The organism is Verrucosispora sp. WMMA2044 (assembly GCF_027497155.1).
In the GTDB taxonomy this organism is placed as follows: domain Bacteria; phylum Actinomycetota; class Actinomycetes; order Mycobacteriales; family Micromonosporaceae; genus Micromonospora; species Micromonospora palythoicola.
In genome coordinates this window covers 5,746,115-5,760,684 of the sequence record NZ_CP114913.1, presented here as the reverse complement: position 1 = coordinate 5,760,684, position 14,570 = coordinate 5,746,115, and the positions used below count along the sequence as shown (strand labels likewise).

Here is a 14,570-nt window from a genome sequence, read left to right as displayed (position 1 = left end):
GTGGTCAGGCTCGACGCCCGACCACCGGACGGGTTGCTGCGATCAGATCGCGGTGAGGGTGAGGGTCGCGGTGTAGGTTCCCGCGGCCGTCTCGGTGGGCAGGCTCAGCCGCAGGCCCGCGCCAAGCTGCGCGCTGCCCCGCCCGGCACCGTCCGGCGCCGAACCCAGCACCGCGCTGTTGCCGAGACCGCCGCCAACCCCGACGACGTACGGAGAAACCTCCGCTCCGGGAACCACGCCCTGCCCGTCGGCCTGAGCCAGGACCCGCGGCGTCCAACCGAGGTAACCCGCGCTGAACGTCGCTCCGTCCGGCCCGACGAAGTCCGCCGGGATCTGCCCGGACGCACTCCAACCGGGCTGGCCCGCCCGGGTGTCGGTCACCGTGACCGGCCGCAGCTCACCCGTGCTCTCCCACCGGTCACCGGCGGCGTTGAGCTGCGCCGGCGGCAGCACCACGGCCCGGTCGTCCGGGTTGACGCTGATCACCAGCGCGCCCTGCGTCTCGTCGATCGACGCGGTGATCGTCTGCGACGTGCCCGGATCCTGCGGCGGGAACGCCACCCACAGGGTCACCGGCTCACTGGTCGCCACGACCGCGTGGTCGTCGTCGTAGAGCTTCGCCACGTACTCGCAGGCGTTCAACTCCCGGGTCGCGGTGAACGAGTAGCTCGCGCCACCCTCAACCGGAACGATCGTCCAGTCCGCCGCGCCCGGGCACCTGCTGAACCAGTGGTAGTGGTCCAGCTCCGTCTGCGGCGTCTGCACCGCGTTCAGCGTCACGGTGTCGTTGGGCTGGTACTCGTCGGCCATCCCGCTGACCGACAGGCTGACCTCCGGTCCGCCGCCGGACAGCTCGCCCACCACGAACGAGTAGTCGACCGGCCCGGTGCTGAGCGTGGTGCCGTCGGCCAACGTCGCGTCGGCCTGGAACTTCAGCGTGTAGTCGCCCAACGCGCTGAACGCCCAGTTCGAGTGCGCGTGCGTGTGCACCGGCACGTCGATGGCGTCCGGAAGCCCGTCGTCGCTGCGGAACTTGATGATCGGACCGCCGAACGAGTCCTGCGTGAACAGCGTGACGCTGCCCGGCCCCTGCACGCCGACCAGGCTCAGCCGCACCTTGTTCCCCTCGAACACCCCGGTCTTCAGCGTCGTGGTGTTCCAACCCGGCCAGAGCAGATCCGGATCCTGCGTCATCGGCAGCAGCCAGATCTGGCTGCCCGCCGGCCCGAGGAACGCGAACCGGGAGTCGTCCGGAACCGCCATCGCGGCCTCCGGCAGAACCTGGAACGTCACATCCGCCGGGTCCCGGGTCACGGCCGGGCTGACCGTGTCGTCATGCACCTTCAACGACAGCTCCCCGTCGCTGTAGTGCACGTCCACCGCGTCGGTGTGCCCCTTGGAGAGCACCACCTTCTCCGCCGCGGACGCGGCTGTCGGCGCCAGCACCGTGCCGGCGACCACCACCGCCCCCGCGACAAGGGCCGCGAAACCGCGAGCCCTCAGTGTTGCACTCATACCTCCCCTTTCCACGCCGCGCGCGTCTGCGCGCGGTGGTACCTGCGCCCGGAGGGCCTGCCGGTGGGCAACGCCTTCGTCGGGCGGGCGGCGGGCGACACGGAACGGGTGGCCCGCGCCCCACCGGTGCCGGCAACCGTCACCAGGACGCCTTACGGACCCCGGGCAGCTCGCCGCGCAGGGCCAACTCCCGGAACCGAACCCGGGACAGTCCGAACCGGGTCAACACCCCACGTGGGCGACCATCGATCTGGTCGCGTACGCGTAGTCGCACCGGGCTGGAGTCGCGCGGCAGCCGGCTGAGTCGGCGGACCGCGTCGGCGCGTACGTCCGGGTCGGTGTCCGGGTGGGCGATCAGCCGCTTCAGTCCGGCCCGGGCCTCGGTGTGCCGGGCGACCAGTTCCTCACGGCGGGCCTGCCGGTTGACCAGGCTCTTCTTGGCCATCAGCGTGCCTCGCGGAACTCGACGTGCCGGCGCACGATCGGGTCGTACTTACGCAGGACCAGACGGTCCGGGTCGTTGCGGCGGTTCTTGCGGGTCACGTACGTGTAGCCGGTGCCGGCGGTGCTGCGCAGCCGCACGATCGGACGAACGTCGGTCTGGCGGGCCATCAGAGCTTCACTCCCCGGCTACGCAGCTCGGCGACGACCTTCTCGATGCCCTTGCGATCCACGGTCTTCAACGCCTTCGCCGTCAGGGTGAGGCTGACCCACCGCCGCTCCGACGGCAGCCAGTAACGGTGGTTCTGCAGGTTCGGATTCCAGCGACGGCGGGTGCGCCGATGGGAGTGGGACACGGCGTTGCCGAAACTCGGCTTCGCGCCGGTGACGTCGCAACGTCTGGACACAGTGATGACTCCTCACACAACACGGTGATGATAACGAAAACGGTTTTCAGTCTTACATCAGCCGTTCGGCCACACCCACACCGGGTCCTCGACGATTTCGACGGCACAGTCGGCGCCCAGGCGGTAGCCGACACCGCGCAGCGTCGTCACCACCGGCACGTCGGTGCCGATCTTGGCGCGCAGCCGCCGGATGTGGACGTCCACGCTGCGGGGACTCGTATAGGGCTGCCCCCACACCTGGTCGAGCAGTTGCCGCCGGGTGAACACCTGGCGTGGATTTTGGGCCAGGCAGAGCAGCAGGTCGTACTCCCGACGGGTCAACACGATCTCGGTGCGGTCGCGGTAGACCGCTCGCGCTCGAGGATCGATGCGCAGGTGAAGACCTGGCCCGCGCGCCGAGGGTGGCACCGGCCTCGGGTCGCCGCCCAGGAAGGCCAGCAGAGCAGCGAGTCGATCGATGTCCTCTTCACAGCCGCCCGGTCCGAGCTTCAGGCGGATCGTGACGGTGAGGACGTCATCGCCCCGCTCCGCCTCTGCCGCACCCACCGGCACATCCCTGTTCGCTTCGACGGCTCGCATATGCTTAGAATGACAATCGTTTTCAGTTAAGTCGAGAGGAATCCCATGTCGTCGTCACCACAGGCCCCGACCCGTGCCAGGACAGCGGACGCCGACACCCGCCCGTCACTGACCGTGTTGTCGGGGTTCTGGCCGGCGGCGACCTTCGCCGTCGCCCGTGCACTGCTCGCCGCCGACACCTCGCTGCTGCTGGTGCGGCACGACCTCACCGGCATCCGCGACGGCGTCGTCCGGCGAGTGGTCCGCAGCGGCACCGGCATCGTCGAAGACGAGCAGGTCGCACTGCGACACGGCTGTGTCTCCTGCACGCTGCGCGAGGACGTGCTACCAACCCTCGTCCGGCTCGCCCGCAGCCACCCCAACCAGGACCTGGTGCTGATGCTGCCCGAGGTGGTCGAACCCGAGGCCGTCGCCGCCGCCTGCGCGCACTGCCTCGTCGACGGGGCGCCGATCACTGATCTGCTCCGGGTCGACTCCTACGTCACCGTCCTCGACGCCGAGCACCTGCTCGACGGCCTGGCCAGCACCGACGACCTCACCACGCTCGGCATCCAGGCCGCCGACGACGACCACCGCGCGCTCGCCGACGTCATCGTCCGGCAGATCGAGTACGCCGACACCCTGGTCCTCTGGGGTCGATCCCGCGACGGGGAGTTCGACACCAGCCGACTGGCGGTCCTACTACAGCGGATGGCGCCCTGGGCGACCCACCTCCGCGTCGACGACGACCTCGTCGACGCTGGCGCGCTGACCCGCCAACTACGCCACACCCACCGACACCGACCGGAGACCCCCGGGGTCCTCGCCCGCGGTCTACAGGGCTACACCCTCGGCACGCACGAGCCCGAGCCCGACTGCGGAGTCGTCTCCGCCGTCTTCCGCGCCCGGCGCCCGTTCCACCCGCAACGCCTGCACGACGTTCTGGAAGACGTCAACGCCGAGATGATCCGCTCCCGGGGTCACCTCTGGCTGGCCAGCCAACCCGACACCGTCATCGCCTGGGAGTTCGCCGGCGGTGGCCTGGCCATGGGCTCCCTCGGACACTGGCTGGTCAGCCTGCCCGAAGACCGTTGGGAGCACGTCGAGGACCAGCGTCGCCTCGCCGCCGCCCTCGACTGGGACCCCTACTACGGCGACCGCCACCAGCACCTGGTCTTCATCGGCCTCGACGCCGACCCCGTCGACCTGCACCGCATCCTCGCCGGCTGCCTGCTCACCGATGCCGAACTCGCCGACGGCGAGGAGATCTGGCGCACCTACCCCGACCCGTTCACCGGCTGCTTCCCCCTCGTGGCGGAGGAACTGACCGACACCGACACCGAAGGAGCACGACCCGCATGAAGCCCGGAATCCACCCCGAGTACCGGCCCGTCGTCTACCGCGACAAGGACGCCGACTTCGCCTTCCTCACCCGCTCCACCACCACCAGCGACCAGACAATCGAATGGACCGACGGCAACACCTACCCCGTCATCGACGTCCAGATCTCCTCGGCCAGCCACCCCTTCTGGACCGGCAAGCAACGCCTGCTCGACACCGCCGGCCGGGTCGAGAAGTTCCGCAACAAGTACGCCCGCCGCGGACCACAGGGCAGATGAACACCGACAGCCAGGTCGACTGGGCCAAGCTGGCGCCACAACTGGCTGACGTCGCGCGGCGGGACCGGGCCTGGTACCTGACGATCGCCTGCGAGCTGGTCGCCCCCGGTGACCGGCTCGCGGTCGACATCGCTTGCGGCCCACCGGCCTGCTCACCGCCGTCAACGTCGGCGTACGCCCCTGACCCGCCATGACCGCGCCGCTGGTTCCGGACGCGCAGTTGCGAGGCGCGGGCCTGTCGTCCACTGCGCAGCGCCGCGCCGTCCTGGCACTGCTGGTCGGACGTGCCCGCCCGCTCACCGCACAGCAGGTGCATGTGGAGCTCAACCGCTCTGGCCGGCACATCGGCCTGACCACCGTCTACCGGGCATTGCACAGCCTCACCGACGCCGGCCTGCTGCACACCTTCGATATCGACGGCCAACGCGCCTACCGTCACTGCGGCACCACACCACACCAGCACCTCATCTGCACCCGCTGCGAGACGGTGACCGAGTGCCCACCCGAGATCGTGACGAACTGGCTCAGCGAGCTGCACCAGCACACTGGTTTCACCCCGCATCCCGACCGGCTTGACCTCCGGGGCGTCTGCGCGACCTGCACCGGCCCGTGAGGCGGCGACCCGGGTCGGGTCGAGGTAGGGCGTATCGCTGGTACAGGTGTTGCGCCGAATGGAAGCCCTCGACCTCCCGCAGCCGTACCAGCACCTCGCCACGCTGGCGGGTGTCACGGGTGACGTTCGGACGTCTCCTGCGGCTCGGCGGCGGGGTGCGGCGTCGCGACGGTGACCCGGACGGCGGTGGTCAAGGTCAGGCCGCCGCCGGGTCGGCGGGCGGGTTCGAGCGCGCGAGCGGCGTCGGTGGTCGCGGCGTCCAGTCGGTCGGCGGGAATGTGCCGTAGCAGAGCCCGTCCGCCGTGCGACCACATCCACTCCATCCAGTGGTCCACGTCGCGAAAGCGGCTGTCCACCCGGTGCTCGCTGATCGCGGTGACGGTGAGGCCGGCCGCTGCCATCGTCGCGGTGATCGCCACGTCGTCGGCGAACGGGTCGGCCGCCGGCGCCGGTCGAGGCCGGTCGGCCGGCAGATGCCCGGCGAGGGCGTCCAGTGCGGCGACGAACGCCGGGTCCTGGGCGGCGAAGGTGCTGACCGCCAGTCGGCCCGCCGGTTGAAGCAGCCGCGCGTACGCCCGAAGGGCGTGCCCCGGGTCGGGCAGCAGGAAGACGACCAGCCCGGCCAGGACCGCGTCGAAGCTGCCTTCCGGAAAGTCCGGCTGCTGGGCATCGCCCACCCGCACGTCGACGTGGGTCAGCCCGGCGCGGGTGACCTCCTCGGCGGTGAGTGCCACCATGGCCGGCGCCAGGTCGATGCCGGTGACCTGACCGGTCGGCCCAGTCGCCTGCGCCGCCGGGAACAGGACCGCTCCCCGGCCGCAGCCGACATCCAGGACCCGCTCTCCCGGCCGGATGCCGGCACGACGAACCAGTTCGGCGCCGAAGGGCCCGAAGAAGGACACCCCGGTCCGGTCGTAACTCGTCGCGGCCTGTTCGAACACCTCGACGGTCCCGTTCGACCGCCCGCCGCTGCTCATCGTCACTGCTGCTGTCCTCGTTTCACACTCGGCTTCCCGCCTGTCGGCATGCGCCGTCGCCAGTGCGACGGGCAGCATCCCTGGCCCAGACTCCACCGGCCATCGATCACAATGATCACGCTTGGTCGGGTCTCCGGACGTCCGCCTTCCGGATGAGGTCGACCACCGCGTCGACGTGCTGGCGTTCCTCGACGGGACCGATCAGCATTCCGCGCCGGCTGATCGGGTCGGAACCGGCTAGCAGGAGCAGGACCGGAGCGCGGTGACAGACGCCGAGGCACTGCGTCCGGACCAGGACACCGCCATGGCTGGCGCGGACCGCCTGCCCGAGAATCTCGACGAGGTCCGCTGGCTTGTCGGGTGCTTTCGGGACGGTGCGGTGGCGTAGCGCCCGGCAGCGGTGGCCGTCGCAGTAGGCGACGCCCACGCGGGCACCAGGTGGTGACGGCGGGCTCATCGGCGGAACGCCATCAGGGCATGGCCGGCATGCAGGTGGAGCACCGCCGTCTCGCCAAATTTGGCACGCCGGGCCGCCTCGCCGTGCCAGTCGGTCGACGCGACGAATTCCGCCGATTTCAAGCCGCTGAGCGTCACCGCTCGCTCGGTCAGCAGCGGTGCCATCGACGGCTGCGCGGACAGGGCGGCCCACCACAGCGTCCACGGATCCATACCACCGCTTTGTGACTTTGAGGAAACGGGCGCGTCGTGCATGGCGTCGCTGACCAGGAGCAGTCCCTGCGGGGCGAGCAGGTGTCCGGCCTCGACGTACCAGTCGCGAACCCGGTCCTCGGGCAGATAGTGCAGGGTCATCAGGGCCAGCACCAGGTCGTACGGACCGCCCGCCGCCGGGAGCCAGCCGGGTGAGCCGATGTCGGCCAGGACGGTACGCACCCGCGGCAGGGCGGCGTTGGTCAGGGCCAGCAGGGCCGGATCGATGTCGAGCACGGTGACGTGTGCGTCGGGCCAGCGTCGCAGGACCGCCTCGGCGGTGGTGCCCGGCCCGCCGCCGACATCGAGCACCCTTTCGGGGGCGCGCCCGTGCGCCTGTTCGGCGGCGGTGAGACCGGCGGCGAGGAGGTCGTCGCGGCCGGGCTGGTAGTGGCGCATCATGGTCTCCCAATCGCGCCGCCACCGGGCCACGTCCTCCGGTGCCGGGGTGTTCGCCATCGTCATACCGCGACCGGGTCGGCGTGGTCGTGATCGTGCAGGTCACCCAGGTCCCACGCGGGGAACGGGTCCGGCAGCGCCCGCCAGGCGTCCTCCCCGGCGGCGATCTCGCCGTCGGTGAGCAGACAATCCGTCAGGGCCGCACGCAGGCTGTCGCCGTCGAGGTGCACGCCGATGAGGACGATCTCCTGCTGTCGGTCACCGAAGACCGGATGCCACCGGGACTCCAGCTCGGCTCGCTCGTCGGGATCCTCCGGCCATTCCCCGGACACCACCACCGGGACGCCGACCGGGTCGCAGCGCCCGGACGGGCCGGCCTGAGACCACAGGGCCTGCACGTCAGGGCGGCTGGCCAGCCACAGGAAACCCTTCGAGCGTACGACCCCGAACGCGTCCAGGCCGGCGGTGAGCAGATCCCACAGCCGCTGCGGATGCAACGGCCGGTGGTCGCGGAACACGACGCTGGAGATGCCGTACTCCTCGGTCTCCGGCACGTGCCCGCCGTTGAGCTCGGCCACCCAGCCGGGCGCGGTCTCCGCCCGTTCCAGATCGAACCGACCGGTGTGCAGGATCTCCGCCGGCGCAACCCGACCGTGGAGGGCACGGACCTGACGGGCGGCCGGGTTCAGCCGGGCCAGCAGCGCCTCCACCGTCGCAAGGTCGTCCGCGCCGATCAGGTCGGTCTTGTTGACCACCAGCACGTCGGCGAACTCGATCTGGTCCACCAGCAGGTCGGCGATGCCCCGGTCGTCGTCCTCGTACGCCGCCAGTCCTCGCGCCTCGAGGGTCTCCCCGGCCTCGATCATGGCCAGCAGGCCGGCCGCGTCGACCACGGTGACGGTGGTGTCCAGGCGGGCCAGGTCGTCGAGGATCTGGCCGTCCTCGAGGCCGAAGGCGAACGTCGCCGCGACCGGCATGGGCTCGGAGATGCCGCTGGACTCGATGAGCAGGTAGTCGAAGCGGTCCTGCCGGGCCAGCCGGGCCACCTCGTCGAGCAGGTCGTCGCGCAGCGTGCAGCAGACGCAGCCGTTGGTCAGCTCGACCAGCCGCTCCTCCGTCCGCGACAGCGCACCGCCGTCGCGAACCAGCGCCGCGTCGACGTTGACCTCGCTCATGTCGTTGACGATCACCGCCACCCGCAGCCCGTCCCGGTTCGCGAGGACGTGGTTGAGCAGGCTGGTCTTCCCGGCGCCGAGGAACCCCGACAGCACCGTCACCGGCAGCCGGCACGTCACGGCTGATCCACCACCTGACGCCCCTTGTACAGGCCGCAGTGCGCACACGCCCGGTGCGGCACCACCATCTCCTTACGCGGACACGGACACGGCGTCAGCTGCGGCACGGCCGCCTTCCACTGCGCCCGCCGGTGCCGCGTGTTCGACCGCGACATCTTCCGCTTCGGTACGGCCACGAGATCTCCCTCCGTCGAAAGAACGGAGACCACACTATCGGAACTGGTTTTCGTTTTCTTCCTCGGTCCATCGGCGTTCGCGTTCACTGCACAGATGCGCACTCATCCGTGTGCGCCGTGCTGCACGGCGACCACCTCGACTACATCCACCACGGCCACCGGCGCGCGACACACGCCGGCCACCACGACGAGCCCTGAGCCCCGTTCCGAAGCTGGTCGTCGACCGATGTGCGCCGCCGAGGGCGGGCTGGCCCGCGTAAGGCATAACGAAAATAGTTTCCACTATGGTGGCGGGATGGGCGACGAGTACGCGATCTCCGGTGAATACCTGCACGTGCTCAGCGAGCCGGCCTGGCACGCCCTGCGCACACCGGTAACGGAGGCGCTGCGCGGCGCGGTCGGTGACGGGACCCTGCTGGACGTGGGCGCGGGCACCGGCCTCGGCACCGAGGTGCTCGCCACGGCCGTGCCGGACGCAGACGTGTTCGCGGTGGAACCGTCACCGGTGCTGCGGGCGGTGCTGTTGTCCCGGATGGCCGCCCGGCCCGACCTGCGGCGGCGGGTCACCGTCGTCGCCGCCGACGCCCTCGGTGCCGATCTGCCGGCTCGTCTTGGCGCCGTCCTGGCGATGAACATGATCGGCCATCTCGATCCTGACGGGCGGCGGACATTCCTGCGCCGGGTGGCCGAGCGCCTAGCCCCTGGCGCGCCACTGGTGCTCAACCTGCAACCACCGGCGGAGCCGACACCGGTGCCGTTCGCGGTCTTCGGCACCGTCTCGGTCGGCCGCCACACCTACGAGGGTGGCGGGTCCGCCGAACCGTCCGGCCCCGACACCGTCACCTGGAAGATGCAATACCGCATGCTCGACGCCGACGACACAGTCCTCAGGGAGGACCACGCCGACTACGGTTGGCACGTCATTTCGGCCGAGGCCCTGCTCGCCGACCTGGCCGAGGCTGGCCTGTCCGGCGAGTTCGGGTCGCTGGACGTCGTCCGAGCCGTACGCCGATCCTGAGGAATCCGGTTCCCGGGTCCGGGCACACCCCAGCCCCGACCAGCGGCACATACTCCGAACTCCAAGGCATCCGCGAAGCGAAAAGGCCGCAGGTCAAGCAGTCATCACAGGACGTACGGTCACGGAACGTGATGACACCGGGTGACACCCACCGTCCAGAGCAGGTGGACAACAAAAAGGTCCGAGCCGCGTTCCCGCAGCTCGGACCCCTTATGATCTTGCGCGCCCGAAGGGACTCGAACCCCTAACCTTCTGATCCGTAGTCCGAACCCGTCAGATGCTCTCTACGCTGCGTAACTACAGCTTCGCGCGTGTCGCTGAGTGCTGATGCGTGTCGGAACGAGCGGCTGAGTATCTGCTGGTCAGGGCGATAGAGCGAATGGGGCGCTGGATCCGCACGCGAAGTGATCGAGCGTGCGTGACGCGTTTTGCTGGTCCTGATCCGATCGTGCTGGTTGAGCGCCGGACATCCGAGCACCAACGGAGCACCATCGCGGTTGGTAACCGCGCCTGGTCGGGATCTTCATCAGCCCGGTCGACGATGCCTACCGCGACAAGGACCGCCTTCGCCTTAATGGCTCAGTCAACCCTGTCCCCGGGGGCAGCAACGAGTCGCTCATGGGTGGGGTCAGGAGGGAACCATGGCGCGTTCCGCGGTGTGTTGGGTGGCGTCGCGGACCTCGCCGACGAGCTTCTCCACGATGTCCTCGAGCGCGGCCAGGCCGAGGAGCTGGCCGGTCGCGTCGAAAACGGTGGCCAGGTGGGCGCCCCGCTGTTGCATGGCGGTGAGCGCGTCGCGCAGCGACCCGGTGGCGTCGAGGGTCGCGAGCGGTCGGATCAGCCCCGGGTCGAGCGGCTCGTCGTGTTGCTCGGCCGGCAGTTCGAGGATGTCCTTGACGTGGACGTAGCCGGCGAGTCCGCCCTGCGGGTCGGTGAGCGGGAAACGGGAGTATCCGGTTGCCGCGCACTGCCGTTCCAGCTCGGCCACGGTGGTGTCCCGGGGCAGGGTGATGAGCGAGGCCAGCGGGAGCGCGACGGTGGCGGCGGTCTGGTCGTTGAAGGCCAGCGCGCCAGTGAGCAGGTCGTGTTCCTGCTGGTCGATCAACCCTTCCTTCCGGGACTGAGCGATGAAGCCGGCGATCTCCTCGTTGGTGAAGGCGGAGGTCACCTCGTCCTTCGGCGTGACGCGCAGCAGGCGCAGGACGGCGTTGGCGATCTGGTTGAGCAGCCAGATCAGCGGACGCAGGACGGTGACGACGCCGTAGAGCACCGGCCCGAGGACCAGGGCGGAGCGTTCGGGGCCGGCGAGGGCGATATTCTTGGGCACCATCTCGCCGAGCACCATGTGCAGGAACACCACGATCGCCAGGGCGATGGTGAACGCGATGGGATGCAGCAGCGCCTCAGGGACGCCGGCGGCGGCGAAGGGCTTCTCCAGCAGGTGCGCCACGGCGGGCTCGCCGATCGCGCCGAGGCCCAGGGAGCAGACGGTGATGCCGAGTTGCGCGCCGGCCATCATCAGGGAGACGTTCTCCATCGCGCGCAGGGTGATCCGGGCGATGGTCGAGCCGGCCGCTACACGTGGTTCGATCTGGGTACGGCGGGCGGAGATCAGGGCGAACTCCGCCCCGACGAAGAAGGCGTTGCCGGCCAGCAGCGCCACGGCCAACAGGATCGCGGTGAGGTCGCTCATGACCGGGCTGCCTCGCTCAGGTGGGTGTCGGTGCGGCACAGGGTGAGCCGGTCGACGCGGCGGCCGTCGAGCCGGGTGACGGCGAGTTCGGCGTGGGTCGGGGTCGGCAGACCGTCCGGGTCGGACTGGTTCCGGTCGGCGACCGGCAGGGTGATGGTGTCGCCGACCTGCGGGAAGCGGCCGAGGTGCTCGGTCACGAGCCCGCCGAGGGTGTCGGTGTCCCGCGCCTCCGGCAGGTCGAGACCGATCAGCCGGGACGCTTCGTCGGGGCGAAGCAGGCCGGACAGGATCCACGTCCCGTCGGCGGCGCGGTGGTGGCGGCGGTGCGGGGCGTCCTGCTCGTCGGCGATCTCACCGACGATCTCCTCGACCAGGTCCTCGAGCGTGACGATGCCGGCGGTGCCGCCGTACTCGTCGACGACGACCGCCATCTGCAGTCCCTGCTCGCGCAGGACGGCCAGCAGCGGGTCCAGTGGCATGGTCTCCGGCACCTCCGGCAGACCGGACGTGATCGTCCGTACCGACTGCGTGGGCCGTTGCGCGGCGGGCACGGCCAGGGCGTGCTTGAAGTGCACCGCGCCGACGACGTCGTCCACGCCGGTGCCGGTGACCGGGAACCGGGCGTGCCCGGTGCCGGCGGCGAGGGCCAGGACCTCCGCCGCGGGCGCGTCGGCGGAGACGAACCGCACCCGGGTACGCGGGGTCATCACATCGGCCGCCGTACGCTCACCGAAGTCGATCGAACGCGCGACGAGTTCCGCGGTCCGCGCGTCGAGGGTGCCCTCCCGGCCGGACCGGCTGACCAGCGAGGCCAGCTCCTGCGGGGTCCGCGCCGAGGCCAGTTCCTCGGTCGGTTCGATGCCCATCAGGCGCAGGATCCGGTTGGCGATGCCGTTGAGGAAACGGATCAGCGGGCCGGCGGCGGTGGTGAAGCCCCGCTGCGCCCCGGCGACGGCGCGGCCGACGCGCAGCGGTTCGGAGATCGCCCAGTTCTTCGGTACGAGTTCACCGAAGACCATCTGGAAACCCGTCGCCAGGGCCAACGCCAGCGTCAACGAGACCGCGGTCACCGCGGAGTCGGACAGACCCGTGAGCCCGAGCGGGCCACGCAGCAGCGTAGCCAGGGACGGCTCGGCCAGGAACCCGACGACCAGACTGGTCACCGTGATGCCCAACTGCGCACCGGACAACTGGGTGGACAGGGTCCGCAACCCCGCCAGCAGTCCGGCGGCGCGGCGGTCGCCGTCCTGCGCCCGACGCTCGACCGTCGCCCGGTCGACCGTGACGAAGGCGAACTCCGCAGCCACGAACAGCGCGTTCGCCGCGATCAGCAGGACCGCGACGGCCAGCAACAGCCACTCGGTCACCGGCACGCCGCCTCTCGGACCTCGGGCTGGTCGGTACTGGGAGGCTCACCGTCGCGGGACATGCCGACCAGGTTAGGCAGGCATCCTGAACCGTTGCTGTGCGCCCACCGCCACGCCGCACCGGGGAACACCACGCGGTGAGTGGTCCCGCTCCACCCGAAGGCGAGCAGGCACCAGCGGCCCGTTGTGCCGGATTGTGGGTGTATCAGCTTCCGTGTGCCGGCCACCGCTACGGTTGATGCTCCGGAGGGTCCGGGCGAGGAGGCGTCGAACAGGCCGTGGGCGGCTATGGCGTGCAGGTCACGCTGGTGTTCGTGTTGGTGTTGGTGAACGCGGTGTTCGCGGGCAGCGAGATGGCGTTGGTGTCGCTACGGGAGAGCCAGCTGCAGCGACTGGAGCGCACCTCCCGGGCCGGGCGGGTGCTGGCGAAGCTGGCGCGGGACCCGAACCGGTTCCTGGCCACGATCCAGATCGGTATCACCCTGGCCGGTTTCCTGGCGTCGGCCGCGGCGGCGGTGTCCCTGGCCGAGCCGCTCGTGGGCCCCTTGGGCTTCCTCGGTGGCGCGGCGGAGCCGGTGTCCATCGTCGTCGTCACCATCATCCTGACCTTCGTCACCCTGATGCTGGGTGAGCTGGCGCCGAAGCGGATCGCGATGCAGCGCGCCGAGGGTTGGGCGCTGCTGGTCGCTCGGCCTCTGGACGCGTTGTCGGCGTTCTCCCGTCCGGCGGTGTGGCTGCTGAGCAGGGCCAGCGACGCGGTGGTGCGCCTGGCCGGCGGTGACCCCCGCGCCCGCCGGGAGGAGGTCACCACCGAGGAGTTGCGGGACATGGTCGCCGCGCAGCGCAACCTCACCCCGGAACACCGGATGATCATTTCGGGGGCGTTCGAGGTGGCCGAGCGGATCCTGCGGGAGATCCTCGTTCCGCGCCGCGAGGTGGTCACCCTGTCCGAGGCGTTGACCGCGCCGCAGGCGTTGCGTGAGTTGGGCAGGTCGGGGCAGACCCGTGCCCCCGTCGTGGGTCGCGGCGGCCTGGACGACACCGTCGGTGTGGTGCACCTGCGGGACCTGCTCGACCAGGAAGGCCCGGTCGCCGAGCACGCCAGCCCGCCGGTGTACCTGCCGGAGACGTTGAAGGTGACCGAGGCGATCCGGGAGCTGCGCGCCCAGAGGCAGCAGTTCGCCCTGGTGGTGGACGAGCGGGGCTCCATCGACGGGATCGTCACGATGGAGGACCTGGTCGAGGAGATCGTCGGGGAGATCTACGACGAGACCGACCGGGACGTGCAGGCCGTCGTCCGGGAGGCCGACGGGGCGCTGCCGATGCCGGGTGGCTTCCCGCTGCACGACCTGACCGACGTCGGCATCGACCTTGACGAGGACATCCTCGAAGCCGGGGACTACACGACCGTGGCGGGTCTGCTCCTGGCCCACCTCGGCCACATTCCGAAGGCTTCCGGTGAGGTGATCGAGTTGCCGGGTCTGTCCGCTCAGGTGGCGGAGGTGACCGGGCGGGCCATCACCCGGGTGCGCCTGCGCACCATCCCGGTGCGTGGCGACGGGCACGAAGCCGGCGAGGACGAGACAACCTCTTGACAAGCCTGGCCGACAACTAGCGATCGCGTGCTGTGGGGTGAGGGCCGCACTCCACAAGGGCCACACCGACACGCACACGGCACTATCCGAGAGTAATGCTCCGGATGCACTCAGCTACTTCTCAGGTGGCGTTGGTAGTTTGCCGACGCGACTGCATCCATTATGGACTGCGTTGATCTCGTTGTGACA

The 14,570-nt window shown here is 70.2% G+C and carries 18 protein-coding genes and 1 pseudogene; 6 read left to right on the top strand and 13 right to left on the bottom strand.

Annotated features, from left to right (window positions below; all coding sequences use genetic code 11):
* Positions 1-42 precede the first annotated feature (42 nt).
* From O3597_RS26195 to O3597_RS26175, 5 genes are all read right to left on the bottom strand, one after another.
* The gene (locus tag O3597_RS26195; RefSeq protein WP_281602702.1) at positions 43-1,515 is read right to left on the bottom strand and encodes a choice-of-anchor M domain-containing protein; all 1,473 of its coding nucleotides are present in this window, start codon (positions 1,513-1,515) and stop codon (positions 43-45) included.
* A gap of 139 nt (positions 1,516-1,654) precedes the next feature.
* Complete coding sequence (gene rpsN / locus O3597_RS26190) at positions 1,655-1,960, bottom strand: 30S ribosomal protein S14 (RefSeq protein ID WP_164449683.1); 306 nt, start codon at positions 1,958-1,960, stop codon at positions 1,655-1,657.
* Positions 1,960-2,127: a 50S ribosomal protein L33 gene (gene rpmG / locus O3597_RS26185; protein WP_095565727.1), complete on the bottom strand. Its 168-nt coding sequence runs from the start codon at positions 2,125-2,127 to the stop codon at positions 1,960-1,962. The genes rpsN and rpmG overlap by 1 nt, the downstream gene beginning before the upstream one ends.
* On the bottom strand, positions 2,127-2,363 hold the full coding sequence (gene rpmB / locus O3597_RS26180; RefSeq protein ID WP_164449684.1) for a 50S ribosomal protein L28: 237 nt from the start codon (positions 2,361-2,363) through the stop codon (positions 2,127-2,129). The genes rpmG and rpmB overlap by 1 nt, the downstream gene beginning before the upstream one ends.
* A gap of 57 nt (positions 2,364-2,420) precedes the next feature.
* Entirely contained in the window at positions 2,421-2,942 is a 522-nt protein-coding gene (locus O3597_RS26175) for a winged helix-turn-helix domain-containing protein (RefSeq protein ID WP_164449685.1), read from the bottom strand.
* Between the two features lie 45 nt (positions 2,943-2,987).
* Between O3597_RS26175 and O3597_RS26170 the strand changes: the two genes are divergently transcribed.
* Genes O3597_RS26170 through O3597_RS26155 form a run of 4 tightly spaced genes read left to right on the top strand, consistent with a single transcriptional unit; the run spans position 2,988 to position 5,153 of the window.
* Complete coding sequence (locus O3597_RS26170; protein WP_164449686.1) at positions 2,988-4,283, top strand: GTP-binding protein; 1,296 nt, start codon at positions 2,988-2,990, stop codon at positions 4,281-4,283.
* Positions 4,280-4,540 (top strand): type B 50S ribosomal protein L31, encoded by a 261-nt coding sequence (locus tag O3597_RS26165; protein ID WP_164449687.1) that lies wholly within the window; start codon positions 4,280-4,282, stop codon positions 4,538-4,540. Before O3597_RS26170 ends, O3597_RS26165 begins: the two co-directional genes overlap by 4 nt.
* Positions 4,537-4,734 (top strand): hypothetical protein, encoded by a 198-nt coding sequence (locus O3597_RS26160; protein ID WP_235945118.1) that lies wholly within the window; start codon positions 4,537-4,539, stop codon positions 4,732-4,734. Before O3597_RS26165 ends, O3597_RS26160 begins: the two co-directional genes overlap by 4 nt.
* On the top strand, positions 4,731-5,153 hold the full coding sequence (locus O3597_RS26155; protein ID WP_164449688.1) for a Fur family transcriptional regulator: 423 nt from the start codon (positions 4,731-4,733) through the stop codon (positions 5,151-5,153). The genes O3597_RS26160 and O3597_RS26155 overlap by 4 nt, the downstream gene beginning before the upstream one ends.
* A gap of 37 nt (positions 5,154-5,190) precedes the next feature.
* Here the strand turns inward: O3597_RS26155 and O3597_RS26150 are convergent.
* The 6 genes and pseudogenes from O3597_RS26150 to rpmF all read right to left on the bottom strand — a co-directional run.
* Positions 5,191-5,283: pseudogene (locus O3597_RS26150) on the bottom strand (transcriptional repressor); the annotation flags it as partial.
* Positions 5,267-6,130 carry a methyltransferase domain-containing protein gene (locus tag O3597_RS26145; RefSeq protein ID WP_164449689.1) on the bottom strand — a complete coding sequence of 288 codons (864 nt, stop codon included), beginning with the start codon at positions 6,128-6,130 and terminating at the stop codon, positions 5,267-5,269. The gene O3597_RS26145 and the pseudogene O3597_RS26150, both read right to left, overlap by 17 nt.
* Before the next feature lie 115 nt (positions 6,131-6,245).
* Entirely contained in the window at positions 6,246-6,557 is a 312-nt protein-coding gene (locus O3597_RS26140; RefSeq protein ID WP_164449571.1) for a hypothetical protein, read from the bottom strand.
* Positions 6,558-6,583: 26 nt separating this feature from the next.
* Positions 6,584-7,297: a class I SAM-dependent methyltransferase gene (locus O3597_RS26135; protein WP_235945119.1), complete on the bottom strand. Its 714-nt coding sequence runs from the start codon at positions 7,295-7,297 to the stop codon at positions 6,584-6,586.
* Positions 7,298-7,299: 2 nt separating this feature from the next.
* Positions 7,300-8,532 carry a GTP-binding protein gene (locus O3597_RS26130; protein ID WP_281602701.1) on the bottom strand — a complete coding sequence of 411 codons (1,233 nt, stop codon included), beginning with the start codon at positions 8,530-8,532 and terminating at the stop codon, positions 7,300-7,302.
* Positions 8,529-8,708, bottom strand: coding sequence for a 50S ribosomal protein L32 (gene rpmF, locus O3597_RS26125; RefSeq protein ID WP_164449691.1), 180 nt, complete (start codon positions 8,706-8,708; stop codon positions 8,529-8,531). The genes O3597_RS26130 and rpmF overlap by 4 nt, the downstream gene beginning before the upstream one ends.
* A 295-nt stretch (positions 8,709-9,003) precedes the next feature.
* Here rpmF and O3597_RS26120 point away from each other — a divergent pair, with 295 nt between their 5' ends.
* Positions 9,004-9,726, top strand: a complete 723-nt coding sequence (locus O3597_RS26120; RefSeq protein WP_164449692.1) for a class I SAM-dependent methyltransferase — start codon at positions 9,004-9,006, stop codon at positions 9,724-9,726.
* Positions 9,727-10,354: 628 nt separating this feature from the next.
* Here the strand turns inward: O3597_RS26120 and O3597_RS26115 are convergent.
* Both O3597_RS26115 and O3597_RS26110 read right to left on the bottom strand, forming a co-directional pair.
* A complete protein-coding gene (locus O3597_RS26115) occupies positions 10,355-11,419 on the bottom strand; it encodes a hemolysin family protein (protein WP_281602700.1) in 1,065 nt (354 codons plus the stop codon).
* Positions 11,416-12,786, bottom strand: coding sequence for a hemolysin family protein (locus O3597_RS26110; RefSeq protein WP_281602699.1), 1,371 nt, complete (start codon positions 12,784-12,786; stop codon positions 11,416-11,418). The genes O3597_RS26115 and O3597_RS26110 overlap by 4 nt, the downstream gene beginning before the upstream one ends.
* A 278-nt stretch (positions 12,787-13,064) precedes the next feature.
* Between O3597_RS26110 and O3597_RS26105 the strand changes: the two genes are divergently transcribed.
* A complete protein-coding gene (locus O3597_RS26105; protein ID WP_281602698.1) occupies positions 13,065-14,381 on the top strand; it encodes a hemolysin family protein in 1,317 nt (438 codons plus the stop codon).
* The last annotated feature ends 189 nt before the right edge of the window (positions 14,382-14,570 follow it).

Excerpts from the sequence above, each read along its gene's own strand:
- O3597_RS26195 (WP_281602702.1), bottom strand. The coding sequence starts at position 1,515 with ATGAGTGCAACACTGAGGGCTCGCGGTTTCGCGGCCCTTGTCGCGGGG.
- rpsN (WP_164449683.1), bottom strand. The coding sequence starts at position 1,960 with ATGGCCAAGAAGAGCCTGGTCAACCGGCAGGCCCGCCGTGAGGAACTG.
- rpmG (WP_095565727.1), bottom strand. The coding sequence starts at position 2,127 with ATGGCCCGCCAGACCGACGTTCGTCCGATCGTGCGGCTGCGCAGCACC.
- O3597_RS26175 (WP_164449685.1), bottom strand. The coding sequence starts at position 2,942 with ATGCGAGCCGTCGAAGCGAACAGGGATGTGCCGGTGGGTGCGGCAGAG.
- O3597_RS26170 (WP_164449686.1), top strand. The coding sequence starts at position 2,988 with ATGTCGTCGTCACCACAGGCCCCGACCCGTGCCAGGACAGCGGACGCC.
- O3597_RS26165 (WP_164449687.1), top strand. The coding sequence starts at position 4,280 with ATGAAGCCCGGAATCCACCCCGAGTACCGGCCCGTCGTCTACCGCGAC.
- O3597_RS26160 (WP_235945118.1), top strand. The coding sequence starts at position 4,537 with ATGAACACCGACAGCCAGGTCGACTGGGCCAAGCTGGCGCCACAACTG.
- O3597_RS26155 (WP_164449688.1), top strand. The coding sequence starts at position 4,731 with ATGACCGCGCCGCTGGTTCCGGACGCGCAGTTGCGAGGCGCGGGCCTG.
- O3597_RS26145 (WP_164449689.1), bottom strand. The coding sequence starts at position 6,130 with ATGAGCAGCGGCGGGCGGTCGAACGGGACCGTCGAGGTGTTCGAACAG.
- O3597_RS26135 (WP_235945119.1), bottom strand. The coding sequence starts at position 7,297 with ATGGCGAACACCCCGGCACCGGAGGACGTGGCCCGGTGGCGGCGCGAT.
- O3597_RS26120 (WP_164449692.1), top strand. The coding sequence starts at position 9,004 with ATGGGCGACGAGTACGCGATCTCCGGTGAATACCTGCACGTGCTCAGC.
- O3597_RS26115 (WP_281602700.1), bottom strand. The coding sequence starts at position 11,419 with ATGAGCGACCTCACCGCGATCCTGTTGGCCGTGGCGCTGCTGGCCGGC.